This window comes from Prochlorococcus marinus CUG1417 (genome assembly GCF_017695975.1).
GTDB lineage: Bacteria > Cyanobacteriota > Cyanobacteriia > PCC-6307 > Cyanobiaceae > Prochlorococcus_A > Prochlorococcus_A marinus_AG.
This window is the reverse complement of the sequence record NZ_JAAORN010000001.1, coordinates 549,799-575,989: the sequence shown is the minus strand read 5'-3', so window position 1 is coordinate 575,989 and position 26,191 is coordinate 549,799. Positions and strand designations below refer to the sequence as shown.

At 31.7% G+C, this 26,191-nt stretch carries 22 protein-coding genes; 13 read left to right on the top strand and 9 right to left on the bottom strand.

Features of this window, described 5'->3' with window-relative positions; translation table 11 throughout:
• Positions 1 to 26: 26 nt before the first annotated feature.
• Positions 27 to 362 carry a DUF760 domain-containing protein gene (locus HA140_RS03220; RefSeq protein WP_012007422.1) on the top strand — a complete coding sequence of 112 codons (336 nt, stop codon included), beginning with the start codon at positions 27 to 29 and terminating at the stop codon, positions 360 to 362.
• Positions 363 to 368: 6 nt separating this feature from the next.
• Here the strand turns inward: HA140_RS03220 and HA140_RS03215 are convergent, their stop codons facing one another.
• Genes HA140_RS03215 through HA140_RS03195 form a run of 5 tightly spaced genes read right to left on the bottom strand, consistent with a single transcriptional unit; the run spans position 369 to position 5,445 of the window.
• On the bottom strand, positions 369 to 1,541 hold the full coding sequence (locus HA140_RS03215; protein ID WP_209039704.1) for a DUF4336 domain-containing protein: 1,173 nt from the start codon (positions 1,539 to 1,541) through the stop codon (positions 369 to 371).
• Positions 1,538 to 2,410, bottom strand: coding sequence for a metal ABC transporter permease (locus HA140_RS03210; protein ID WP_209039703.1), 873 nt, complete (start codon positions 2,408 to 2,410; stop codon positions 1,538 to 1,540). Before HA140_RS03210 ends, HA140_RS03215 begins: the two co-directional genes overlap by 4 nt.
• A 12-nt stretch (positions 2,411 to 2,422) precedes the next feature.
• Positions 2,423 to 3,187 carry a metal ABC transporter ATP-binding protein gene (locus HA140_RS03205; protein WP_025979645.1) on the bottom strand — a complete coding sequence of 255 codons (765 nt, stop codon included), beginning with the start codon at positions 3,185 to 3,187 and terminating at the stop codon, positions 2,423 to 2,425.
• 3 nt (positions 3,188 to 3,190) lie between these two features.
• Positions 3,191 to 4,090: a metal ABC transporter substrate-binding protein gene (locus HA140_RS03200; protein ID WP_209039702.1), complete on the bottom strand. Its 900-nt coding sequence runs from the start codon at positions 4,088 to 4,090 to the stop codon at positions 3,191 to 3,193.
• A 20-nt stretch (positions 4,091 to 4,110) separates the two neighbouring features.
• Positions 4,111 to 5,445 (bottom strand): YcjF family protein, encoded by a 1,335-nt coding sequence (locus tag HA140_RS03195; protein ID WP_209039701.1) that lies wholly within the window; start codon positions 5,443 to 5,445, stop codon positions 4,111 to 4,113.
• Between the two features lie 165 nt (positions 5,446 to 5,610).
• On the opposite strand from HA140_RS03195, the gene HA140_RS03190 reads away from it, so the two are divergent.
• The 7 genes from HA140_RS03190 (at position 5,611) to HA140_RS03160 (ending at position 14,685) form a co-directional block, all read left to right on the top strand.
• Entirely contained in the window at positions 5,611 to 6,033 is a 423-nt protein-coding gene (locus tag HA140_RS03190; protein WP_209039700.1) for a hypothetical protein, read from the top strand.
• Positions 6,023 to 7,039 (top strand): tryptophan--tRNA ligase, encoded by a 1,017-nt coding sequence (gene trpS, locus HA140_RS03185; RefSeq protein WP_209039699.1) that lies wholly within the window; start codon positions 6,023 to 6,025, stop codon positions 7,037 to 7,039. The genes HA140_RS03190 and trpS overlap by 11 nt, the downstream gene beginning before the upstream one ends.
• A 3-nt stretch (positions 7,040 to 7,042) precedes the next feature.
• Entirely contained in the window at positions 7,043 to 8,959 is a 1,917-nt protein-coding gene (gene thrS / locus HA140_RS03180; RefSeq protein WP_209039698.1) for a threonine--tRNA ligase, read from the top strand.
• A gap of 10 nt (positions 8,960 to 8,969) precedes the next feature.
• Complete coding sequence (locus HA140_RS03175; protein ID WP_209039697.1) at positions 8,970 to 10,007, top strand: glucokinase; 1,038 nt, start codon at positions 8,970 to 8,972, stop codon at positions 10,005 to 10,007.
• Positions 10,008 to 10,012: 5 nt separating this feature from the next.
• On the top strand, positions 10,013 to 10,960 hold the full coding sequence (gene thrB / locus HA140_RS03170) for a homoserine kinase (protein WP_209039696.1): 948 nt from the start codon (positions 10,013 to 10,015) through the stop codon (positions 10,958 to 10,960).
• Positions 10,961 to 11,039: 79 nt separating this feature from the next.
• Positions 11,040 to 12,581, top strand: coding sequence for an NAD(P)H-quinone oxidoreductase subunit 4 (locus HA140_RS03165; protein WP_209039695.1), 1,542 nt, complete (start codon positions 11,040 to 11,042; stop codon positions 12,579 to 12,581).
• A gap of 13 nt (positions 12,582 to 12,594) precedes the next feature.
• Complete coding sequence (locus HA140_RS03160) at positions 12,595 to 14,685, top strand: M3 family metallopeptidase (RefSeq protein ID WP_209039694.1); 2,091 nt, start codon at positions 12,595 to 12,597, stop codon at positions 14,683 to 14,685.
• On the opposite strand, the gene HA140_RS03155 is transcribed toward HA140_RS03160, so the two are convergent.
• From HA140_RS03155 to HA140_RS03140, 4 genes are all read right to left on the bottom strand, one after another.
• Positions 14,675 to 15,268, bottom strand: a complete 594-nt coding sequence (locus HA140_RS03155) for an esterase/lipase family protein (RefSeq protein ID WP_209039693.1) — start codon at positions 15,266 to 15,268, stop codon at positions 14,675 to 14,677. The genes HA140_RS03160 and HA140_RS03155 overlap by 11 nt on opposite strands.
• A 4-nt stretch (positions 15,269 to 15,272) precedes the next feature.
• On the bottom strand, positions 15,273 to 15,635 hold the full coding sequence (locus tag HA140_RS03150; RefSeq protein WP_209039692.1) for a dihydroneopterin aldolase: 363 nt from the start codon (positions 15,633 to 15,635) through the stop codon (positions 15,273 to 15,275).
• An 11-nt stretch (positions 15,636 to 15,646) separates the two neighbouring features.
• Complete coding sequence (locus HA140_RS03145) at positions 15,647 to 16,957, bottom strand: glutamate-5-semialdehyde dehydrogenase (protein WP_209039691.1); 1,311 nt, start codon at positions 16,955 to 16,957, stop codon at positions 15,647 to 15,649.
• A gap of 66 nt (positions 16,958 to 17,023) precedes the next feature.
• Positions 17,024 to 20,920, bottom strand: a complete 3,897-nt coding sequence (locus tag HA140_RS03140; RefSeq protein WP_209039690.1) for a translocation/assembly module TamB domain-containing protein — start codon at positions 20,918 to 20,920, stop codon at positions 17,024 to 17,026.
• 115 nt (positions 20,921 to 21,035) lie between these two features.
• Here HA140_RS03140 and HA140_RS03135 point away from each other — a divergent pair, with 115 nt between their 5' ends.
• From HA140_RS03135 to glgB, 5 genes are all read left to right on the top strand, one after another.
• Positions 21,036 to 21,500: a DUF2518 family protein gene (locus tag HA140_RS03135; RefSeq protein WP_209039689.1), complete on the top strand. Its 465-nt coding sequence runs from the start codon at positions 21,036 to 21,038 to the stop codon at positions 21,498 to 21,500.
• Positions 21,490 to 21,909, top strand: coding sequence for a DUF4332 domain-containing protein (locus tag HA140_RS03130; protein WP_209039688.1), 420 nt, complete (start codon positions 21,490 to 21,492; stop codon positions 21,907 to 21,909). The genes HA140_RS03135 and HA140_RS03130 overlap by 11 nt, the downstream gene beginning before the upstream one ends.
• 112 nt (positions 21,910 to 22,021) lie before the next feature.
• Positions 22,022 to 22,216: a hypothetical protein gene (locus HA140_RS03125; protein WP_374939235.1), complete on the top strand. Its 195-nt coding sequence runs from the start codon at positions 22,022 to 22,024 to the stop codon at positions 22,214 to 22,216.
• A 7-nt stretch (positions 22,217 to 22,223) separates the two neighbouring features.
• The gene (locus HA140_RS03120; protein WP_209039686.1) at positions 22,224 to 23,798 is read left to right on the top strand and encodes a CocE/NonD family hydrolase; all 1,575 of its coding nucleotides are present in this window, start codon (positions 22,224 to 22,226) and stop codon (positions 23,796 to 23,798) included.
• Positions 23,799 to 23,857: 59 nt separating this feature from the next.
• Positions 23,858 to 26,122, top strand: a complete 2,265-nt coding sequence (gene glgB, locus HA140_RS03115) for a 1,4-alpha-glucan branching protein GlgB (protein ID WP_209039685.1) — start codon at positions 23,858 to 23,860, stop codon at positions 26,120 to 26,122.
• The last annotated feature ends 69 nt before the right edge of the window (positions 26,123 to 26,191 follow it).

Here is a 26,191-nt window from a genome sequence, read left to right as displayed (position 1 = left end):
GGTTTTTATATCTTGAAGTTGTAGAAATGTTTAATCCAGAATTTCTTGCTACTGAAAATAATGATCCAAACGATGAGAATGATTTAATCCAATATTTACAAAAACAATCTCCAGAAGTTTTGCAAAGAGTAGCAAAATCAGCTAGTGAAGATATTCAAGAAATTATTAGGCATAATGTTCAAGGCCTTCTTGGAATGCTTCCTTCAGATCAATTTGATGTAAAAATAACATCTTCAAAAGACAATATTGCTAATTTATTATCTTCTGCAATGATGACAGGATATTTCTTAAGACAAATGGAGCAAAGAAAAGAGCTGGAACAAACTCTTAAAAATGATGAGAACATGTCCATTGAAGAATAATTGTTTTTAAAGATTTACTTCTTCAGGAATTATTCCTAGTTCAAACAACTTTTTATATAAACCCATCAAAAATTTATTATCCTCAGGAAGTTTATCCCACTTTTGGGAATTAATTTCATTAATTAATTTTTGACAATCTTCTATTGTAAATTTTATAGGGGCCGTAAAATGAGCTGGAATTAAATATTCCATATCTTCAAAACACTTGATATTTTCTAACCATTTGAGTAAAACTTCTTTTGAACGCGGAAAAATTAATTTCTGTAAAACTGGTGCAATTTGAATCTTAGGAGTATCTTTACCCATTATTTCAACAAGAGAAGATTCCCAATCTTCGTCCCATAAAAAGGGATAAATACCGAAATGAGATCTCCAATTCCTCAGATCTTTTTTGAATGAATACTTAAATATATTTTTTAAAGGTGGAATATTTAATTTACCTGGTTTTAAAAAAGATGAAAACAAGACTAACCTTTTCCATCCTTTTTTTCTATGTTCGATGGAATCAATCAAAGGTTCATCTCCTCTCTCTCTAGAATGAAAAAGAAGTGGAGTTGGATCAAAATCAAATATCTCAGGTGGTGTGGAGTCTATTCCAACTATTGCGTCTGTCACATGAAGTGTTTTTGTAGGATAATGGAAACAGCTTATCTCCTGATATCTTCCAAGTCCTAAATTCAGAGGGCCTAATGAAGACCATTTAAAGTAGTTTGTGTGTGGAGTACCTTCCTCAAACAGTATTCTTGATCTTTTTGATGGAATTCCCAAAAAATCTAGTGGTAGATTTATGGGAAAACTCCATTGTCCAGGACAAAGCCAAATTTCCGCATCTTTAAAAGTTCTTGAAAGACCTGGCAGTCCAATTTTATGTTCTAGTCCAGATGCACTCGGTAGAATTATTGTTTTTACTTTGCCATGAATCGCAATTAATTTTTCTAACTCATTTATTAATTCTTTTGTTGGGGGTAGTGGGTTTATTAGCATCAATCCATTATCGACCTTTATTACTGTCATTCTTATTGGGACCGCAACATAATAAAGTCCCTGTATTTGTTCCAAGGACCATATTTGATCAGTAATTAATTCTTTTAGAATTGTTTTCTTGTTTCCATAAGGATATAAGGGGAATAATGGCCACCAATTCCACTTTTTATTTAAAGTTTCATCCACCACAATCATTTATACCCAGCAAATAATTTCTTTAACTTAAATATTCCGTATCTTGGAGCGAATAAAAAAGCAAATAAAAATATAAAAGTTTGTGCTAAGACAATTGATCCACCTGTTTCAAGATCAAACCAAAAACTAACATAGATTCCTATAAGGCTTGAGATAATTGCACTTAATACTGAAATTACTGTCATATTATCAAACCTATCCGTAAGTAAATATGCTGTAGCCCCTGGTGTAATCAACATTGCAACTACCAAAATAATTCCAACAGACTGCAAGCCAACAACAGCGGCCAAAGATAAGCATGTGAGGAGTAAATAATGAAGAAAAAATACATTAATTCCAACTGTTTTTGCATGCCTAGGATCAAAACAATAAAGCATTAAATCTTTTCTAAAAATTGATAAAAGGATCACTACCAATAAACAAATAAATATAGTTTGTTTTACATCTGAAAGTGATATTCCTAATGGACTACCAAAAAGAATTGAGTGCAGATCAATATTACTTTTAATCTTAGAAACCAATACTATTCCAAGAGCAAAAAATCCAGTAAATACTAACCCAATGACAGTATCTTCCTTTACTCTGGATTTCTGCTTAATAAACCCTATCAATGCTACAGACCCAACTCCGAAGATAAATGCCCCTAATGAGAAAGGAAGACCTAATGCATAAGCAACCACAACACCAGGCATTACGGAATGTGACACTGCATCTCCCATTAAAGCCCATCCTTTAAGAGTCAAATAACTTGATAGAAAACCACAAACAGCTGCAACTAATGAACTCATAAGAAGTGCTTTTCTCATAAAGTCATGAGTTAAAGGATCTGTGATGAATGAATCTAAAGTTAAAAAAGAACAGAGTTCCATATAAATTAAAATTTAGGATTCAGGTCCAAACAAGAAATCAGGTGAGATCCCTCCAAAAGTGGTTGTAATATTTTCAGGGGTAAACACTTCAGAGGTTTCACCATAAGCTACAACAGTTTTATTTATTAAAAGAACCAAATCACAAAATTCACGGACATGAATCATATCATGCGTTGATAATAATATAGTTTTCCCCTCATTTTTAAATTGAATAAATAATTCCGAGATAAGTTTTTCAGTTCTTATATCAACACCTGAAAAAGGCTCATCAAGAAGAAGTATTGATGCTCTTTGCGCAATTGCTCTAGCTAAAAAAGTTCGTTTTCTCTGACCTCCAGATAAGTTTCCAATAGGAGTAGATAAATGATCAGTAAGATCAACTCTCTCAATAGCATCTTTAACCGCCTGAACATCAGACTCTCTAGGACACCTAAAAATATTCATCGAACCATATCTTCCCATCATCACTACATCCCAAACACTTATTGGAAATTGACTATCAATTCCCTCATTTTGAGGAACATAAGCAATTGTCTGATCTTTTTGAGCAGATCTTACAGACTCTCCATTTATTCTAATTTTTCCCTTTGAAATATTTACAAATCCAGTTAAAGCATTAAAGAAAGTTGTTTTACCAGCCCCGTTCATCCCTACTAACCCACAAATCTGGCCAGGTTGCAATCTTAAATTGGCATCATACAAAGCCACCTTACCGTTGTAATCTACGCAAATATTCTCTGCCTCAATCCTAAAGTTTTGATAATTGATTGTTTCCATAATTCAAAAAAGTCCTTTTTTTATCAATTCCAAATTATGCTCAAGCATTTTCATATATGAACTAGCAGGACCACTATCATCAGATAATGAATCAACAAAAAGATTTCCTCCAAAATTAGCCCCAGTTTCGTTTGCAACTACCATTTGAGATTCATTACTTACAGTACTTTCGCAAAATACAGATGGAACATTTTTTTCTTTAACTAGTGAGATTGTTCTTGCCATTTTTTTGGGAGTAATTTGACTCTCAGCATTAACTGGCCACAAATAAACTTCCTCTAATCCATAATCATTTGTTAGATACGAAAAAGCACCTTCACAACTTACTAGATACCTCCTGTCTTTGTTTAAGTTATTAATAAAAAGTGAGAATTCTTTATCTATTTTGGATAGTTTATCTTTATAAATTTTTCCATTTTCTTCAAATAATGTCCTTTTGGATGGCCTCAATTCTGATAAAGAATCCACGATAATGTCTACGTATAGGATCCCTCTTTTTGGAGAAATCCAGGCATGAGGATTGGGTTTCCCTTTATAAAAATCTTCACTAATAAAAATAGGATCCAAATCTTCCGCGACAGTAATTCTTTTAACTTTTAAATTAGAAACAAATTTTTCAGCCCATAATTCAAATCCAAATCCATTATCAATAAAAACAAAAGCATTAGAGGCATTTACCAAATCGCTTGGAGTTGGTTGATAGCCATGAACTTCAACTCCAGGTTTCGTTATTGATCTAACAATAAAATCATCTTTAGCGATATTGTTAATTATATCCGCCAAAACAGTGAAACTTGCCAGTATTACTTCTTTAGTTTCATTTTTATTTGATATTCTCTTGCATGAGCCTGAAGCAATAGAAAGCAGAAGTATCAAACTTAAAAAAAATATATTTTTTTTCATATTTAACATTCATCCCAAGGTTATGAATTAAAAGATAGTTTCATAAGTGGTTTTCTGAGATCAGAAATAAATCCTCTCCAATTTATTTTTTCTTTTTCAAAAGCTTCTTCAACAATTTTCTCAGAATTTTTCTTTATAAAATCCAAATCAGGTTCTTCTACTCCTTTTGTTATTGCCATAAAATCAGCCAAAGAACTTGATACTACTCTTGTTAAATAAGCAGCACTGACAGCCTGAAATGTTCCAGAGACAAGCCAATTTGGTCCATGTAATTTTGTTATGCCAATTAGAGTCTGTCCACTCCATTCAATAACTCCCTGAGCAATTGCAGTCTTTAAAATCTCTTTGGATACTTTATCTAAAATTTCAGGAGTCCAATTACATCCCCATATAGACTTAATTTCTTTAATCATTAAAGAATTTAATACTGTCATTGCCATAACATCAATTGATGGGATAGGAGATAAGAAAACAGTCGTTGCAACAAGAATTTGATTTTTTCTTTGTATATCTTTTAACTGCATCCTTCTTATACCTTCAATTTCAGATTGCCAGGCGGCATGAAGTTCTTTCAAGAGCCTTTTTTTTGTATTTTCAATATTTTTAGATGAACTTATGAAAAACTTCCTTAAAGAAAAAGGTATATTTGTTATTTCACTCTTATTCACATCAAAAGTAATAATTTTGTTTACAAAGTCACTTGAGATTTGAGACTTTAGGTCTTCTATTTGATTTTTGGCTTCTATTTGGTTTGAAGTTAAAGCCACCAACCAGATTGGCATATTTTTAGGAAACTTTTCCAGCCACAAAAAATCATTTGCCGACAAAGGCAATTTTATAAAATACAAGATTGCATCACTCTTTAAAGCTTCTTCTGGAATAACTTGAGAAGAATTGTATTTAGGCAGTTTTTCGTATAAATCAAAGTCAAACTTATCTGCTTTGAAATTACTTTTCAAAGCAGTTTGAAAACTTTGATAATCTTTTTGTCCAATGCAACTTATTTTTTCTTTTTCACATCTATTAAGAATAGATTCAAGTATTTTTTGTCTTTTTGAATTCTGTTTTTCTAATTCATTTGTTGCTTCAAGTTCTTCAAAAAAATTTAAATCTTCATTACATAGATTTATCCAACCATCTAAATTATTTGGCTCATTAAATTTAGGTTTATCATTCTTCAAGTAAAAATATCCACCCAAACACAACGCAAAAAATCCTATTGAGCCTCCTGCAAAATGAATTAAGTCACTAACAAACCATTCCCCAAAACCTAACAATAATAAAATAATAAGAAAATTTTTTTTTGGAAACTTTATGAAATCCTTTAAAAGGTTGTCTTTACTAATATCAAACACAATACTTTATTTTTCTAATTTCATTTTAATGCAAGTTGTGAATGAGAAAAGCAAAATTTCATAAGTCGTTAATCAAAAGATAAAAATTTAAGCCTTTTAAAAAGACTTATTGCATAACAAGATGCTAAGTTAATAGACTATTTAAATAACTTAAGAAACATTAAGATGTCTAATTCAAATTTCAGCAATAATCCTGGACAAGAAAATTACAGAGGTCGTTCTAATAATGAAAGATCTAATTTCAGAGACAGATCGGGCGGCAGAAGAGATGGAGGAGGATTCCGCATAAGATTGAGTGATAACGAAATGAAAGCTGTTAAATCAATACAAGAGACCTTTCAATTAAGATCTACCGTTGCAGTTCTGGGTTTCTCTGTTAGAACACTTAGCGAAATGATCAAAGACGAAAAATTGATTGAATCAATCAAAGAATATGCAAAAAATAATAAAAACTCTTCTCCGAGTAGACAATCACAAAATTCTTATGAAGAAAAGGCAAAAACAGCACCTGACCCTTTTGCGAGACCTGTCAAAAGTACATCAACCGAAGAGATCCAATCTAGCGAAGTAGAAGAGGATGGCAAATAAAAAAAGAATTCTTTCGGGAGTTCAACCAACTGGTGATTTACATATTGGGAATTGGCTTGGGGCCATAAATAATTGGGTTACGCTTCAAGAGCAATATGAAACATTTCTATGTGTAGTTGATTTGCACGCAATAACAGCCTCATATAATCCCAAAGAATTATCTAAGAACACTATCTCTACAGCGGCTTTGTACGTCGCTTGTGGGATAGATCCAAATATATGTTCAATTTTTGTCCAAAGTCAGATTTCAGCGCATTCAGAACTTTGTTGGATATTAAATTGCATGACCCCAATAAATTGGATGGAAAGAATGATTCAATTTAAAGAAAAATCCATACAACAAGGTAATAATGTATCTATTGGATTATTTGACTATCCAATACTTATGGCTGCAGACATCCTTCTTTATGATGCTGACTTCGTACCAGTAGGTGAGGATCAAAAACAACATCTTGAACTTGCGAGGGATATTGCACAACAGAGAATTAATGCCAGATTTAGTAAGGATAAAAATATTTTAAAGATCCCTCAACCAATCATCATGAAGAATGGTTCAAAAATAATGAGTTTAGTAGATGGTTCAAAAAAGATGAGCAAAAGTGATCCAAATGAGGGCAGTCGCATTAACTTATTAGATCCTCCTGAAATAATCACAAAAAAAATTAAAAGAGCAAAAAGTGACAGTTATATTGGAATTGAATTTAACAACCCAGAGAGACCAGAATCTAAAAATCTTTTGATGATTTATTCAATATTATCTGGCAAAGAAATTTCTCAATGTGAAAATGAATTCTTAGAGACTGGATGGGGGACATTTAAAAAATTAATTACCGAACAACTTATTGAATCACTAGAACCTATTCAGAAAAAATATAAATTATTAATTAATGATCCCTATCAACTAAATAAAATCCTTAATGAAGGGAAGGAAAAAGCTGAAGATTTAGCGAATCAGACTTTAAAAAGAGTTAAATCAAAATTGGGATTTTTTGAAATGGAGAAATAGATTATGCCAATAATTACCTTGCCTGATGGTTCAAAAAAGGTTTTCGAAAAATCTGTAACTATTCTAGAAATTGCCCAGAGTATAGGCGCTGGATTAGCTAAAGCAACAATTGCTGGGAAAGTAAATGATGTTCTTCTTGATGCAACAATTCCCATAAATAAAGATTCCGAAGTTGTAATCATCACATCAAAAGATAAAGAAGGAATTGAAATAATAAGACATTCTTTCGCTCATCTTATTGGTCATGCAGTTAAACAAATTTACTCTGATATAAAAATGGCGATTGGTCCTGTGATTGAAGATGGTTTTTATTACGATATTTTCTCTGAATACAGATTTACTCCTGAAGATTTAATAAAAATCGAAAATAGAATTAATAAATTAATAAAAACAAACTATGACGTTGAAATTTTACAAGTTTCTAAAGAAGAGGCAATTAAAACTTTTAAAGAAAGAGATGAGACTTTTAAATTAAGAATAATTGAAGAAATTCCTGAAGAAGGACTCATAAATTTATATAAGCACGAAGAATATATCGATATGTGTAGAGGGCCTCACGTACCTAACACGAGACATTTGAGACACTTTAAATTACTTAAATTGTCAGGTTCATACTGGAGAGGTAATAGCGAAAATGAATCATTACAGAGAATATATGGAACTGCATGGGCTAAAGAAAAAGAACTCAAAGATTATTTAACAAGAATTGAAGAGGCGGAGAAAAGAGATCATAGAAAACTTGGGAAAAAACATTCACTTTTTCATATACAGGAAGAATCTCCAGGCATGATTTTTTGGCATCCAAATGGATGGACAATCTACCAAGTCTTGGAAAAATACATAAGGGAGATACTTAAAAAAAATGATTATTTAGAAATTAAAACCCCACAAGCTGTTGATAAATCTCTTTGGGAAAAATCGGGTCATTGGGAAAAATTTAGAGAAGATATGTTCACTACCGCATCAGAAAATAGAACTTATGCAATTAAACCAATGAATTGTCCATGCCATATTCAAGTATTTAATCAAGGTTTAAAAAGTTATAAGGATTTACCTATTCGTCTTGCTGAATTCGGTTCTTGTCACAGAAATGAGCCCTCTGGAGCACTACACGGATTGATGAGAGTAAGAAACTTTACTCAAGATGATGCGCACATATTTTGTACAGAAGAGCAAATCCAAGAAGAGGTATCTACTTTTATCGATCTTGTTTTCGAGGTTTATAAAACTTTTGGTTTTAATGAAATCATTATTAAATTATCAACTCGTCCTGAAAAAAGGGTAGGTAGTGAAGAGATTTGGGATAAATCAGAAGAGGCTCTTACAAAAGCTCTCGATAATAAGAATCTTAAATGGGAGCTACAACCCGGAGAAGGTGCTTTTTATGGTCCAAAAATAGAATTCTCGTTAAAAGATTGTCTAAATAGAGTCTGGCAATGCGGAACTATTCAGGTTGATTTCTCAATGCCTATTAGATTGGATGCAACATATGTAGATATTGATAATGAAAAAAGAAACCCAGTAATGCTTCATAGAGCAATTTTAGGATCCTTTGAAAGATTTATCGGAATCTTAATTGAACAATATGAGGCGAAATTCCCAATTTGGCTCGCTCCTTATCAAATAATTTTATTAAGCATTACCGATAGAAATAATGAAAAGTGTTTAAGGTTTAATAAATTAATAAAAAATAATGGTTACCGTTCTAAAGTTGATATTAGGAATGAAAAAATAGGATATAAAATTAGAGAGGCAACTCTTGGGAGAGTTCCATTAATTGCAGTTATTGGGGATAAAGAAGAGGAAATCAATTCGGTCGCATTAAGAGCTTTAGATGGAACAAATTTAGGAATTTTAAATCTAAATGATCTTTTCAAATTGATGGACAAACTTATAGAGAAGAAAGGAAGAATAGAATAATTTTGGAAAGATGAATTTTCTCGCTTGTGATTTAGGAGGTACAAAGGTTCTTTTGGGAATCTTCGAAAAATTAATAAATGATGACTCGCCTAAATTAATATTCAAAAAGAAATATATATCTTCTGAATGGGATTCTTTTGATCTAATCCTAGAAGATTTTCTTAAAAATGAATGCAAAAATATTGCTCATCCTTCTTCTGCATGTTTCGCAGTAGCTGGTCCTTTATCTAACAACAATGCAAAAATAATAAACTTATCGTGGAATATTTCTGGAAATACATTACAAAAGAAATTTAATTTAAAAAGCTGCGAACTAATAAATGATTTTGCAGTACAAATTTATGGAATACCTTATTTAAAAAAGGATCAATATTCTACCATCCAAAATGGGTCCTATTCTGGAGTTGCTAATAATGATTTTCATACCATTGTTGGTGCCGGTACTGGTTTGGGAATTGCAAGAGGCATAATTTCAGGAAGTAACGTAAAAGTTTTAGCTAGTGAAGGGGGGCATATTGAATACTCGCCAAAGTCAGAATTAGAATGGGAACTAAAGGTTTGGCTCAAAAATTCTTTAAATGTTGAAAGGATATCTTGTGAGAGAATTGTAAGTGGTACTGGTTTATCAAGAATTGCCGAATGGAGACTTAGCAAATCTGATGCTAAAAACCATCCACTACAAAAATATTTCAAAGAAGTTAAAATTTCTGATGCCTTGAGAAAAGAACTACCAGAAAAAATTTGTAATCTTTCTAAAGAAGGTGATCAGCTAATGATTGAAGTTGAGAGGATTTGGTTAGGCGCATATTCCTCCTTATTGGGAGATGTCGCGCTTCAAGAATTATGCTTTGGTGGGTTATGGATTTCTGGAGGAACTGCTCCAAAACATTTCAAAAACTTTAAATCGAATTTATTTACGAAACAATTTTTTGATAAAGGAAGATTAAAAGATATTCTTAAAACAATACCTATTAACGTAATTTTAGATGAAGAATTTGGACTTTTTAGTGCAGCCTGTAGAGCAAAAATGCTTATAAAAACTACGTAACAAAAATGTCTATTCCCGAAGTAGGTAAAAAAATAAGAGTAACAGTACCTTCTACAACTGCAAATTTGGGACCTGGGTTCGACTGCCTTGGAGCAGCATTAGATTTATACAATGAATTTATTTTTACAAGAATTGAAGGTGGTGGAGATAGGTTTGATTTAATAATGGAAAGTACAGATGGTAATCACTTAAGAGGGGGACCTGAAAACTTAGTTTTTAGAGCGGCGCAGAAAGTATGGCAGAGTGCAAATATTAATCCTTTTGCACTTGAAGCAAGAGTTAAGTTAGCCGTACCACCTGCACGAGGACTTGGAAGTAGTGCTACAGCAATAGTTGCTGGACTAATTGGAGCAAATGCCATAATGAACTCACCACTATCTAAGGAAAAACTCCTAGAACTTGCCATTGATATAGAGGGTCATCCTGATAATGTAGTCCCCTCTCTCCTTGGTGGGCTTTGTTTGACAGCTAGGTCTTCTTCTCAAAGATGGAGAATCATTAGATGTGATTGGCATGATTCAATTAAAGCTGTCGTAGCAATACCTGCAATTCGTCTAAGCACAAGTGAAGCAAGAAAAGTTATGCCAAAGAATATTCCTATATCTGATGCAGTGACAAATATGGGGGCACTTACTTTGTTACTAAACGGATTAAAAGCAGGGAATGAAGAATTAATAAAAGAGGGAATGTTTGATAAGCTACATGAACCCTACAGATGGAAACTTATTAAGGGCGGACTTGAAGTCAAAGATGCCGCACTAAATGCAGGTGCTCTAGGATGCGCAATTAGTGGTGCTGGACCAAGTATCTTAGCTTTATGTAAAAAAGAAAATGGTAAAAACGTTAGTCAAGCTATGGTAAAAGCATGGGAAAAGTCAGGCGTAGCAAGCAGAGCACCATTCTTAAACGTTCAAACAACAGGCAGTCAATTTAGCGCTATCTCTGGTAAGTAGTTTTACTTAGGCATTTTTAATGTTATAGTCTCAAGCTAGTACTTCTTCAACTAGAATAAAAAAATTATTCATTCTATAAATGAATTTAGAATCTTTTCCTTGGCTATCATCAATTGTTTTGCTGCCTTTAATTGGGGCATTAATAATGCCGTTCTTGAGCTCTAAGGAAGGAGAAGATAATACACTCCCTAGAAATATCTCATTAAGTTTTTTATTTATAGATTTTTTACTAATAATCGGCGTCCTTTTCCAAAAATTTAATACTACAGATAGCTCTTTACAACTGATAGAAAGAACTTCCTGGTTACCCTCAATAGGTTTAGAGTGGTCTCTTGGGGTAGATGGATTATCTGCTCCATTAGTAGCTTTGAGTGGGTTAATTACATTTTTATCAGCTGCCGCAAGTTGGAAAATCAAGAAAAAATCTAATTTATATTTTGCTCTTCTATTAGTTCAAGCGTCAGCTCAATCATTAGTTTTCCTCTCTCAAGATTTCCTATTATTTTTCTTAGCTTGGGAACTTGAGTTAGTTCCCGTATATCTCCTTATTGCAATTTGGGGAGGGAAAAAGAAATTATATGCTGCCACTAAATTTATCCTTTATACAGCTTTAGCATCTTTATTAATACTAATAAGTGGGTTAGCACTTGCCTTGAGTGGTGATACCTTTACTTTAAATATTACCGAGTTAACTAATAAACATGTGACAGGCAGCTTAGCTTTATTATCTTATTTAGGATTTTTAATTGGTTTTGGAGTAAAACTTCCTATCTTTCCATTACATACTTGGTTACCCGATGCACATGGAGAGGCTAATGCACCAGTTTCAATGTTACTCGCTGGCATACTTTTAAAAATGGGAGGCTACGCTCTCTTGAGGTTCAATGTTCAAATTCTACCTGAGGTACATCTTCAAATTGCACCAGCATTAATTATTCTTGGAATCATTAACATAATTTACGGAGCATTAAATGCATTTGCACAAGATAACGTTAAAAGGAGAATTGCTTGTAGCTCAGTGAGTCATATGGGTTTTGTTCTACTAGGGATAGGAGCAGTAGATGCACTAGGTATAAGTGGAGCAATGCTCCAAATGATTAGTCACGGACTCATCGCTGCAGCGATGTTCTTTGTTACAGGCTCATTCTATGAAAGAACAAATACTCTATCGATACCAAATATGGGCGGTTTAGCAAAGGTCCTACCAATAACTTTTGCTTTTTTCTTGGCAAGCTCTTTGGCCTCTTTAGCACTCCCTGGAATGAGCGGTTTTATAAGTGAAATAACTGTATTTTTAGGTATCACTAGTCAAGAAGGCTTCAGCTCTATCTTTAGATCAATAACTATTATAATTGCAGCAGTGGGTTTGGTTCTAACACCAATATATCTACTATCAATGTGTAGAAGAGTATTCTTTGGCCCTAGAATTCCTGCACTGGCTACAGTTAAAGAGATGAATGGTAGAGAATTGACAATTGGTTTCAGTTTATTGTTACCTACTTTGGTTATTGGGTTTTGGCCAAAAATCGCCATAAATCTATACGAATCTTCAACCAATGCTCTCAGTCAGCAGCTCACTTTAGCTAAGTTAGTAGGATTAATTCCAACCTTAGTTAATTAAATTATTTTAATAAATGGATACCTCAATTTTTAAATATGGAGAATTACCAGAATTTAAAAAATTTACACCCGATAGCATAAGTAAACAATTTCCATTAGTACTAGAAAAGATAGCGGAAGACTTCAAAAGCATAGAGAAAAATTTATCTAATTATTTGATTCAAAATGATTTAGATTGGGATAAGGTAATAAATCCTTTAAATGAAGTTAATGAAATTCTTAGATGGAGTTGGGGAGTAATAAGTCATCTAAATGCTGTAAATAATTCTGAAAGTCTTAGAAATATTTATTCAAAATTTCTTCCCGAGATTATTAGCTTGAGTAATAAATTCGGACAAAGTAAAATAATTTATAATTCTTTAGTCAAGCTTAAAGAGACAAACAACTTTGATCAAATAAAAAACAGAATTTTAGACAAAGAAATTCTCGAGATGCAACATAGAGGTATTTCACTACAAAAAAATGATCAAGAAGAATTCAACAATATTTCAGAAAAGCTTGGAAAGCTATCAACAGACTTCAGCAACAATGTTCTTGATGCCACTAATAAATGGTTTTTAATATTAAATAAAAAATCTGAAGTCGATGGACTCCCTGAACGAGTTCTTGAATTGATGGCAATTTCTGCACACAAACACTTAAAAATTGATGGAGAAGTTGATATTAAGAATGGTCCTTGGAAATTAAGTTTAGATATTCCAACTTATACTTCGTTCATGACATATGCCACTGACCGTAACCTTAGAGAAAAACTATATAAGGCATTCGTTGGTAGGGCTTATCAAGGAGAAAAAAATAATTCTCAAATCATTGAAGAGATATTATCTCTTAGAACTAAACAGGCTAATCTTCTTGGTTATAAAAGTTGGGCGGAATTAAGTTTGTCAACGAAAATGGCGAAAGAAATTAAAAATGTTGAAAATCTTTTAGAAGAATTAAGAGAACCAGCATTCAAAACCGCGAAAATTGAATTGGAAACTCTCAATAAGTTTTCTAAAGCTAATGGTTTTTCAAAATCAGAGAATATCGAGCCATGGGATATTAGTTATTGGTCCGAACTTCTTAGAAAGGAAAAGCTTAATTTGGATCAAGAGTCTTTGAGGCCTTGGTTTCCACTAAATGATGTTTTGAAAGGTTTATTTAAATTAAGTGAAAAGCTTTTTGAAATTAAAGTAGTCGATGCAACTGATGAGGCACCTCGGTGGAATGAAGATGTTTTATTTTTTAATATCCTTAATAAGGAAGATATCAAAATAGCATCCTTTTACCTCGATCCATATTCGAGACCTGAATCAAAGAGAGGAGGGGCTTGGATGGATGAATGTTTGAATAAAAATAATGTTGGCAAAAAGACCCTCCCTGTAGCTTATCTGGTTTGTAATCAGACTCCACCATCAAAAGATAAACCTAGTTTGATGAGTTTTGAAGAAGTTCAGACACTGTTCCATGAATTTGGTCATGGTCTTCAACACATGCTCACCACTGTTAATCTTCCTCAAGCAGCTGGGATTAATAATGTTGAGTGGGACGCAGTCGAACTTCCAAGTCAATTTATGGAAAACTGGTGTTTTAATAAAAACACACTTATGAATATTGCTAGGCACTACAAAACAGGAGAAAAATTATCAGATGAGAATTTTGAGAAGCTTCTAAAGAATAGAACTTTTAATTGTGGTATGGCCACTCTTAGACAACTTCATTTTGCAATTACAGATCTCAGATTGCACAGTAATATTGATAAACACAAAGGCAAAACAGCTGACGAAATAAGGAGAGAAATCGCAAAACAAACTACTGTTATTGAACCAATTCAAGAAGATCAATTTCTTTGTTGTTTTAGTCATATATTTGCAGGAGGATATTCAGCAGGATATTACTCATATAAATGGGCTGAAGTTCTTAGTGCTGATGCATTTTCAATGTTCGAAGAAGCTGATTTAGAAAACCCTGAAGATTTAAAGTTTATAGGAAAGAAATTTAAAGATACAATACTTAGCTTGGGAGGAAGCTTACCTCCATTAGACATATTTAAACTATTCAGGGGAAGAGAGCCACAAACAGATCCCTTAATAAGACATTTAGGTCTATCTGGAGCTACGAAATAATTTCATCGATTATTTTATCAACCGCAGATTCATTTCTTACAAGATTTCTATGTATATATACTTTTACTGATATTTTTTTCCCAAATTTTAAATTTGTCCACCAACCAGGGAATACCATGATATCCCAATAAGTAAAGAAATTTATACACTCAATATCATCAAGTAAAAAATCATTATTTGCGAGTCCCCTTAAAAACTTACTATTTATTTTCATTTCTGATATTCCTCTAAAAGGGTATTTAGGGACTAATTGAGCCATTAAAGTTCCTTTGTGAGGGGAACCTATAGATATTAATCTTCTTGTTCTTTTACACCCATTAAATTTTTGAAGCCAGTACCTACCAATTATTCCACCCATAGAAAATCCCAAAATATCTATTTCTTTTTCTAAACCATATTTCTCTAAAATCAATTCGTTTAATTTATTAGTCAAATCCAGAATTGAAGTCATTCCAAATGAATGTTTAAGCGTTGGAGCAAAATATTCAATTCCAATATCATCAAGTTTTGAAGTAATAGAAGAAAAAATACTTGAAGTATTCCAAAGACCATGAATCAATAAGATGGGATTTCTTTTTTCCAATACTTTAATTATTTTCAAGAATTCTTACTATTGACACCTTCCCATCGAAACCTGTGATTGGAGGATTGCATTTTGTCAAAATAATTTTAATTTTAGAAAGCTTAAATTCCTGATCGATGATTTCTAAAATTGAGTTGGAATATTTTTCGATTGTAAAACAATATATTTTCTTTGATTGATCTTTTAAAATTTGAACTAATTTCGAATAGTCAACTGTTTTTTTTATATCATCATTTACTGTACATTTTTCAAAATTAGTCCATAAAAATATATCTAAAGAAAATAGTTGTCCCAATTCTCTCTCTTTATCAAGAACGCCAACCCTGGCCCAAAGTTTAATATTCTCAATTTTTAAAAAAGTTTCCATCTTTAAAAGTTTTAAAGATCTTTATGTGTATAGAAAGCCTTTCCCGATGAAAAATCATCAACTATATTCCCATCACCTTTTAGGAAATATTTATAAGTTACCAAACCCTCTAGACCTACAGGTCCCCTTGGTGGAAGAGTTTGAGTAGATATGCCAACTTCAGCTCCGAATCCATATCTAAACCCATCGGCAAACCTAGTAGAGCAATTATGAAAAACACCTGCACTATCAATTACATTCATAAATTTATTGGCAGTTTTTGAGTTTTCAGTAATTATTCCATCTGTATGTTTTGAACTATATTTTTGAATATGTGTGATTGCTTCCTCAAGATCATCAACAATTTTTATCGATAAAATTAAATCCAAATATTCAGTTTCCCAATCTTCTAGACTAGCCTCATACTTTAAACCTAATTCAACTGATCTCTCATCTCCAATTAACTTAACATCATTAGAATTAAACAAAGGTATGGCCTTTTCTAAAAAAGCTGAAGCAATATCTTTATGGACTAATAGAGTTTCAATAGCATTACATGCTGCAGGATATTGGATTTTGCTGTCTAAAGCGACTGATAAAGCCATTTCTAGATTTGCCTCAATATCTATAAACAAGTGACAAATTCCATCAGCATGGCCTAACACAGGAATTCTTGTATTCTCCTGAATAAATTTAACTAATTGATTACTCCCTCTTGGAATTATTAAATTAATATATTTCTCAAGATTTAACATCGCCATGCTATCTTTTCTGCTTGTTAGTAAACATATTGCATTTTTATCAAGGCCTGATTCATTTAAACCTTCTTGCAATGCTCTCACTATTGAAGTATTTGTTAAATTGGCTTCACTACCACCTTTTAACATTACTCCATTACCTGATCTTATGGCTAAAGAACTAATCTGCATCACGGCATCTGGCCTTGATTCAAAAATAACCCCTAAGACTCCGATTGGCACAGTTTTTCTTTCTAAGACCAATCCCTTAGAAAGCTCTCTTTTTATTTGGACTTGATTTACAGGATCAGCCAAGTCACCAACTTTTCTTACTCCTTCAATACCTGAATTTAATTTTGCTTTTGATAATTTCAATCTAGAAAGTAAAGCCTTAGAAATACCCTTTTTTTCTGCACTTGAATAATCCTCATTATTAGCATCTAATATTTCTTTAGAATTTTTTTCTAGATAATCAGCCATAAAATTTAGGGCTTTAATTCTATTTTGATTTTCAGTCTGACTTATTTTTATTGATGCCAAACGAACTTTATCAGCTTTTTCTAGAAGATCATTACCTGGTTGAGGGACTTCAAAGATATTAGCCATAATATTTTTTAGGTAATCTAATAATAATTCAAATTAACGATTCTTTAAAGTAAATTTCTTTCTGCGTTAATATCTAAAAAATAATTGAACTTGACTTTTCCAGTCCCCATTGGAATCATAAGAACCTAATAATTCTAAGTTCGGATTTGCCTGAAAAGTCAAAATTCCTAAAGGTGAAATATCATCTCTACCTGGAACAGTTTGGAAGGCAAAATTTATCGCGTCAGTAATATCAAGCCCTATTTCGGCTACCCAAGCTTGAGAAGAAAATTCCTCATTAGAAGATGATTGACCATCATTCTCTATATTTAAATTTTCATTAGAAAAAATATTATTTAATGAATCATTATTTTCTATTAATGCTGGGTATAGAGATAACTGAAATCTTTCACTAAATGCATCAGCATTATTAAGTTGAGAAATAAATGCTCTATTTATTAAATTTGCAGAGTTACCGCCAATCAAACCAATTATTTGTGATCTGTTATAACTTGGCGTACTCCTTAATTGGATTCTTCTATTTTCATCAGCAAAAGATAATTGATCTAAAAATCCTTCATAAGACGCTTCAATTTTGATAAGCCTTGAATTGCCAATCCCGAATGATCCCAAACCACTAGAAGTCTCATTCACATCTAGATCAGCTGATATATTTAAATCCTGATTATTTTCACTTATAGGTATTATAGAATCTGGAACTTTACTAACAAGAGAAAAATTAATAAATGGAACGACGCCACTTCTTGATGCAAATAAAATATAATTATCTTTATTTTTATCAAGTTTAAATGGAGTAGTATATAGATTAGCTCTACCTTTTTTAAGATAAATTAGACCTCTAGCATTTAAATCTTTGCCTACCTTTCCGTTTATATTAAGGTCTAATTTGGTATCTAAATAAGCTTGAATTAATTCTGAATATTGAAGTTTAAAATCTGGACCAAGTTTTAATTTAAGATTATTAAAACTCAAATTATCCAAATAATTAGGCAAAGTTTCTCCCAAAAGAACTGAATTCAAAATTGTTTCATTTGAAATTATTTCAATATTTTCATTATTATTCCAATAGAGTTCTGGCCAATCTTTTTCATCCTCCTTTCGAATCTGATTTTTTCCTTTTTTATTTTTTTGATTGGTACTATTTAAATTAATAAATCCATTATTAAAAGATAGAGATCCCCCCAAAATTGGGCTTTCAAATGATCCACTTAAATCTATATCTGAATCTATTAAAAAATTAAAATTATCTTTCTTTAAATTAAATTTATTCGTTATCAAATTAATTTCTGAATTCTCAGAATCATTATGACTATAAAAAGGCAAAAACCCTTTTACAAAAATTTCTCCAGAATCTTCCGTCTTTGCTTCTAGATTATTGATCTCTAGAGAGTCAAAATCAAAGATTATTGTACTATTAATATCTTTTATTATATTGTTTAAAAAATCAATTTCAGAATCTTTAACTACTATAAATCCATTTAATACAGGTTTATTTAAGGTTCCTTGTAGAATCACTCTTAGATTCACATCACCTTTTTTAAAGGTAAAGTATTCATCAGCAAAAATATCTATTAACTCAATAAATTTCCCATTCCCAATCAATCTTAGATCTAAGTTATCAGATTTATTTATAGGTATTGAGCCTTCAAAAGTAATTGGAATTTCAGAATTATTTATTAGAAGTGAAAAATCAATATCAAAAATAGAATTATTAAATTTAACTAATCCTTTATCAAATATTATTATGTTATTTTTAATTGATGAACCATCGGAAAAAATATCGCTGGAGAAAGATTTCGTATCAAGATCATAGAATAAATTTATATCCAACCCTCCAAGAAAATCCCTGGGGTTATTTAAAAAAATGTTTGCTGCACTTAAGGGAAATTTTTTAATTCTTAAAGAACCTGTCCCTGTTAATAATCCTCCTTCCAAATCAATAGAAAATTCCTCTTTTTTATTCTTATAGAAGTCTCTAGATACATCAAGATAGCCATTTAATTTTGCATTCAATTTATAATTGGCTGGTCTATCGCCCTGAATAGTAATTTTCCCATTGTATCTACTTCTAAATTTATTAAAATATTTTTGCAAATTAAATTTGTCATCTAGCAAATTACTATTTTCAATAAAATTATTTATAAAATCAATCCTCTCTTTAAATGATTTTTGATCTTTATTTATTTCCAAATCATCCAAAATATTTGATTTACTTACAGGAATCACTTTTTTATTCTCAAAGTTAAAAATATCTACTGCAGTAAGGATTGTCCAACTAGTGCTTATATCCTTGAATTCTGAATTAATTAAATTATTTTTACTTGAATCATATTCAACTTCAATTATTCCTCCATCAATTGGATACAATGAAGAGTTTATATAAAAAGAATTATCTTTGACGCGGAAATCAAATAATGAATTAGCTAGATTAATATTCCCATATTTACCCAAACTCCAAGCAATTCGCCCATCAAAGTATGATTGGTCTGACGAAATTGATCCCTTACCATTAATAATTCCATCAATCCTATCGAATTGATTTTTGTCTATAGATAATTCAAGTTCATCAAGAGGAAAATTATCAGCTCGCCAATTATAATCATCATCCTCTTTCACTACGCTTATAGTACCTTTATTTGAATTAAAAACTCTTAAAAAATTTGCATTTTTTATTTTTAGATCAGAATTAAAATTGATTGAAAGAAATGAAGGGATTGGAGAATATCTATTTTTCATATTAAGCAGAAATTCATTATTTTCACTTTTAATATCACCCTCCCATATTTCTCTAATGCGGACACCTCTAAAGTGCGGGTAATCAAGATTAAAGTTTATCGAGATATCAGGATCAGTAATTTTTCCTTTTAATTCTCCTTTAGCAGTAATGAAACCCCTTATATCATTTTTTCTGAAAATATTTAAATTAGATAATTGAGTTCTATTTATTTTAAAACTAGTATCTATATCACCAAAATTAATACCTCTTCTATCAAACCAAAAGGGGATATTACCCGACAACTGGATATCTGGATTAAGGCTATTAATGTATCCAATACTTCCTTTTAGATCAATATTATTGGAACTTCTATTAAAAGGTATATTTAGATTAAAATTCGAAGTCAACGTTCCATAATTTAATTTTTCTGAATTACCAATTAAATTATTATCTTTACAAAAAAAACTATTTGAATCTGAATTTATATTCTCTGAGAAAGCTTCTGATTTTATTTCTAAATTAGTAAAAGAAAATCGTCCTTTGCAAAATGTTTCATTTGGTAATTTATAAAATTTAAAGTTAGATTTAAAATTTCCTTTTTTAAAAATAATTTTTCTTTTACCAATAATATATTCAGAATTCTCAAGATCTAAACCCCTTGAAAACAACTCAAAAGATAAAAAGTCTTTATTTAATTTTCTATTAAACCTTAATTTTAAAAACCCTTTTTCATCAAAATTTGATTTTACATTTGCAATAATTTCTCTATTACTCGACTTATAAATAACTTTACCTTTTACTTTTGTTTTTAATCCTGATTTTTTAAGACTTAGAATTGAATATTTATTTAAGTTAAAGTTCAATTCGTACTTTGTTTGTGATTTTTTTGTAATTCGATCATTTTTATAAGATTCGTCCCTTTTAAAAAAATCTCTGTCTATATTTATGGCGGCTTCCTTAGGACTTATTTTTACAATCCATTTTTGTTTTAAAAAAGATCTTAAAGGCATAATGCCCACATACACATTTTTGGCTTTAATTTCAGAATCTATATTTTTTTTATCATTAATTTTTGAATTGCCCACAGAAAAACCTAGAAATCTTATCCCCACATAATCGCCTAAATCAACATTTTTATCTAAAACTTTCTCAATACTTTTTTCTAAATCTAATTTCCTAGAAATATAAGTTTCTTTTAAAAAATTATTTAATAAAAAAGAGCCTAAAAAACCTAAGGGTAAAAGCATCCCTACTAAAAGTATCTTAGTATTTAAATTTAGAGATCTAATTTTTTTCAAGTTAGAACCCAAAAATAGAGTAGGCTTACAAAATATAAGAAATTAATCAGGTCAAAGCCACTAAATGTCTTTTTTTGAACTATTAGAGAACACACCCAAAATTTTTGGATTCTTCGGAATATTTCTTTTCATTTGCACAATAGCAGCTTTTATATTTAATTTTGGTTTTAAATTTCGAATAATTGGAGCGACAATCTTTTCATTATTACTTTCTTTAAGTAGTTGGGCATTTATACAAAGTTACTCTGAAAAGGTTGTAATAGAAGGTGCAAAATATGTTCCAATTGTTTATGACAATGGGTTCGATTTGATTATTGCCAAAGCAGATGATGACTTTCCGGAAGAATCTATTGAACCAACTTTAGAACAATTATCGGAAAACTTAAGGAAAGGTAGCAGATCTGGTGCGAATGTAAAAATAAAGATAAGAAAACTCGAAAAAATTTCAGATGATGTAAGTAAACCAGTGGTTATAGGAGAAGTTCAGAAAAATGTCACAATGAATGAGTCTATTAAAAATGGGAAGTAAAACCTTTTTAGATTTTTTGCCAACTAATTTTAGACATGAGAAATCTTTTTTTATTAAAAATAATCTAACTGACTTTGAAAAATTAAGTAATCTTTCGGACTTGGACATAAATGAGATTCAGAGAAAATCTTCACTATGTACATTGAATAATCTAAAGAAAATTAGAGCTATAGCAATTTTTAAAAAAGAAATTGGAATTTCTCCACCGCAAGCATATCTACTTTTACATTGCGGTATATCTTCTCTTAAATCATTATCACTATCTACCCCTTACGAATTAGAACGCAAAATTGGCAGATTAGAAAGAACTCTTAGAGTAAAAACTGAGACAGATACAACTTTTACTCTCTTAAAAGAATGGATTAAAAAAGCTAGTCAAAACGAAGAATCTATTGGAAATCTTGGATAAAAAAATTTTTTACTGTAGAATTTAGAAAAAGTTAGTAATAATGAAACATTTGTTATTTTTTCTATTTTTGCTTTCTAATTCTTTATATCCTGTTTTTAGTCAATCTAACTTATTGGAAACTGTAAAAAAGAATCCAAACGAAGCTAGGAATTTATGTAATAAGTTTAGAGAGTTTAATTCAAAAGGCATTTCAGCTAGTTCAGATAAAGCTATAGAGTATGTATCAAATAAAAAAAAGTTAACTCCCGTAAACGCAGAGATCTTTTCAATTTATGTCATTGGGCTGCACTGCCCAGACATTATCTAAAGCCTAAATGTCTGGTTCAAGATGGTTTGACAATTCTCTAACACTAAGAGATGGAGTAAGACTTATATCCAGGATTTGGTTACCTAATAGTAATGGGCCATGGCCTGCATTATTGATGAGACAACCATATGGCAGGGAAATAGCTTCAACTATTACCTATTCTCACCCGGAATGGTGGGCTACCAAAGGGTATATGGTAATAATTCAAGATGTAAGAGGTATGGGTGCTTCTGAAGGGGTTTTTAATGGTTTTTCTCAAGAAGCTAGCGATACTTCAGAAACACATGAATGGGTAAGGTCTCTAAAAGAATGTAATGGAAAACTTGGCTTGTATGGTTTTTCATATCAAGGATTTACTCAACTAACTGGTGAATTAAATTCAAAGCCGCCCGATTGCTTATCTCCAGCAATGACTGGGATGAATATTAAGGATCATTGGTGCTCAGATGGAGGAGCATATTGGTGGCATAACAATATTGCATGGGGACTTCAAATCGCAGCACTAAAAATGAAAAGAGAAAATAAATTGCTTGAGTGGAAAAAGATCAGATTAGCCTTAGAAAATAAAAGTTACCTAAGGGAAGGAATTGATACTTTAAAAAAATACGATCCTAATAGCTTTGTTTTGAAATGGCTTAAAAATTTAAATAATGCTTACCCATTTGAAGAATTTAAACCAATTTCAACATGGATTAAACGACCTATGTTAATTATTGGAGGACTTTGGGATCCACATTTAAAAGGTGCCTTTGATCTTTATAAAAAATCCAAAGAAGCTGGTGGAACCCCAGAGATTATTATTGGGAATGCGACACATCTAAATTGGTGGGAGGGATCTCAAGAATCTTTATTAAAATTTTTTGATAAACATTTAAAATCAGATGAAAATTGTATTTCTAAGAATTTTAACAACGAGAAAAAAATATGGAATATTACATTAAATAAATGGGAAGAATTAGATAATAAATTTCAACCTAAATTTATTTTTGGGCTCAAAAGCAATGGCACTGCAAATGTAGAAGCTGAAGATGGAAGTCTGACTATAAATTCAAAAGGATCAGGATGGTTCACAATTGTTAATGACCCATGGAGACCTACTCCATCTGACGGTGGTCATTTAGGTCCAAATCCTGGGAAGTTTAATAGAAGTATTATTGACAAACGACTAGATGTAGGTGTTTTTCAAACCAATTCTTTTAAAGAAGATCAATATTTAAGAGGAGTTCCCACATTAGAAATCCAAGCAAAAAGTGATCAGCCCAATTTTGATATCTGCCTTGCTTTGTCTCTTGTTGAGGAAGGTAATGAAAAGGTGAATCAATTTTCAACAGGGTTCTTAAGGGTTAAAAACTCTAAAATAAGTGAAGACTGCATTTATCAAATAACAATGCAGCCAACAAATATTTGTTTGATTAAAGATAGCAAGCTTCGCTTATCAATATCTGCAGCAGCTTATCCCGCTATTGGAGTTAATCCTGGATTTGGGGATGGAAATGTTGGAGCGCCTTCAGCAAATCATAAAGTTATTACTATAAGTTTTAGCCTTAATAAAACATTTATGAAAATGACCCCTTTTTTTTAATAAATAATTAATTTTTTGGTTAATCGTTTGATATTATTAATCCTTAACATCTACCAGTCATGATCGAGACAATTCAAGCAGACTGGATTAAATCAGAAGCTATCAACCTAGAAAATTGTTGCAATGATAATCCATTAAAAATATTAGGTCCTCATTTTTATGAAAAACAATGGGTAATAAGGGTATGGATGCCTGAAGCCGACGAAGTTAAAATAAATTTTAAAAACAATACCTATAAGGCCGAAAACATTAACCATAAATGGCTTTTTGAAGCTATCCTGCCTGAAAACCCAAACTATAATTACGAAATAAATATTTCACGAGGAGGGATCACACATACACAACATGATCCTTGGTCATATAGAGAAGAGTGGATGGGAGAAGTTGATAGACATCTTTTTGCAGAAGGTAATCATCATCATATTTGGGAAAAAATGGGAGCACATCTCATTGAAGAAAAGAATCAAAAAGGGGTCATGTTTTGCATTTGGGCTCCAAACGCAAAATCAATCTCGATAATTGGAGATATAAATTCTTGGGATGGAAGACATCATCCAATGCAGAAGAGATTAGGGGGAATTTGGGAACTTTTCATGCCAACAATGAAAGAAGGCGACACATATAAATACGAAATAAGAACACAACAAGGTCATATTTATGAGAAGGCTGATCCCTATGGTTTCCTGCATGAAATCAGACCTCAAAATGGTTCAATAGTCTCAAAATTGAAAAACTTTAATTGGAATGATAGTTCTTGGATTTCAAATAGAGATTCTTCTAGTCAAATTAACAAGCCAATTTCAGTTTATGAAATGCATTTAGGAAGTTGGCTTCATGAATCAACAGATAATAAATATCTTGAGGACAATGGTGAATCAAGAAACCCAGTGCCTGCAGCTGATTTAAAACCCGGAACAAGATTATTAACTTATCCAGAATTAACCGAGAAACTCATTCCATATGTAAAAGAGAGAGGATTTACTCATATTGAACTAATGCCAATATCTGAACATCCTTTCGATGGTTCATGGGGATACCAAGTTACAGGTTGGTATGCACCAACTAGTAGATTTGGCACTCCAAATGAATTTAGAGAGTTTGTTAATAAATGTCATGAAGAGGGGATAGGGGTAATTCTTGATTGGGTGCCTGGCCATTTCCCAAAAGATAAGCATGGTTTAGCATTTTTTGATGGTTGTCATCTTTATGAACATGGAGATTCACGTATAGGTGAACACAAAGAATGGGGAACCCTAATATTTAATTACAGCAGAAACGAAGTAAGAAATTTCTTAGTAGCCAACCTCGTTTATTGGTTTGAAGAGTTTCATATTGATGGCATAAGAGTCGATGCTGTGGCTTCAATGCTTTACAGAGATTATCTACGTCCAGATGGAGAATGGATCCCCAATGAAAATGGTGGAAATGAAAATATAGAAGCCGTTAAATTTCTTCAACAGGCTAATCATGTACTCTTCCAACATTTCCCAGGTGCACTTTCTATCGCTGAAGAATCAACAACTTGGCCAATGGTAACCAAACCAACTGACATGGGAGGTCTAGGGTTTAACTTGAAATGGAATATGGGATGGATGCACGATATGCTCGATTATTTTGAAATAGATCCTTGGTTTAGGCAATTCCATCAAAATAGTGTAACTTTCTCAATAACGTATAACTATACAGAGAACTTTATGCTTGCGCTTAGTCATGATGAGGTTGTCCATGGGAAAAGTCATCTCTTGCATAAAATGCCTGGCGATGACTGGAAGAAATATGCAAATACCAGAGCTTTACTAACTTATATGTGGACCCACCCTGGTAAAAAAACGATCTTCATGGGAATGGAATTTGGGCAAAGGCAAGAATGGAATGTTTGGGATGATCTGCAATGGGAGTTACTAGAGTTTGAACCTCATAAAGGCCTCAGGAACCTAATTGACGACCTTAATCGACTTTATAAAAATGAACCTGCACTATGGAAAAATGACTTTGATCCTTATGGATTCCAATGGATAGATTGTAATGATAAATCAAATTCAGTAATAAGTTTCATGAGAAGAGAAAACGATACCAATGAGTGGCTTGTCATAGTTGCTAACTTCACACCTAATACTCATGATTCTTACAAGGTGGGAGTTCCTATTGAGGGATTCTATAAAGAAATATTTAATTCAGATGGATCTAGATACGGAGGCAGTAATAAAGGAAATATGGGCGGTAAGGAATCTATAAATTACAATATTCATGATTATCAAAATGCTTTAGAACTTGTTTTGCCCCCATTAAGCGTAAGTATCTTCAAACATCAAGCAAAAAAATAATAAAGCTTATTTAACTTAGTACTTCATATAAATGTTCACATAACACTTTTGACATGCTTTGCATTGTAG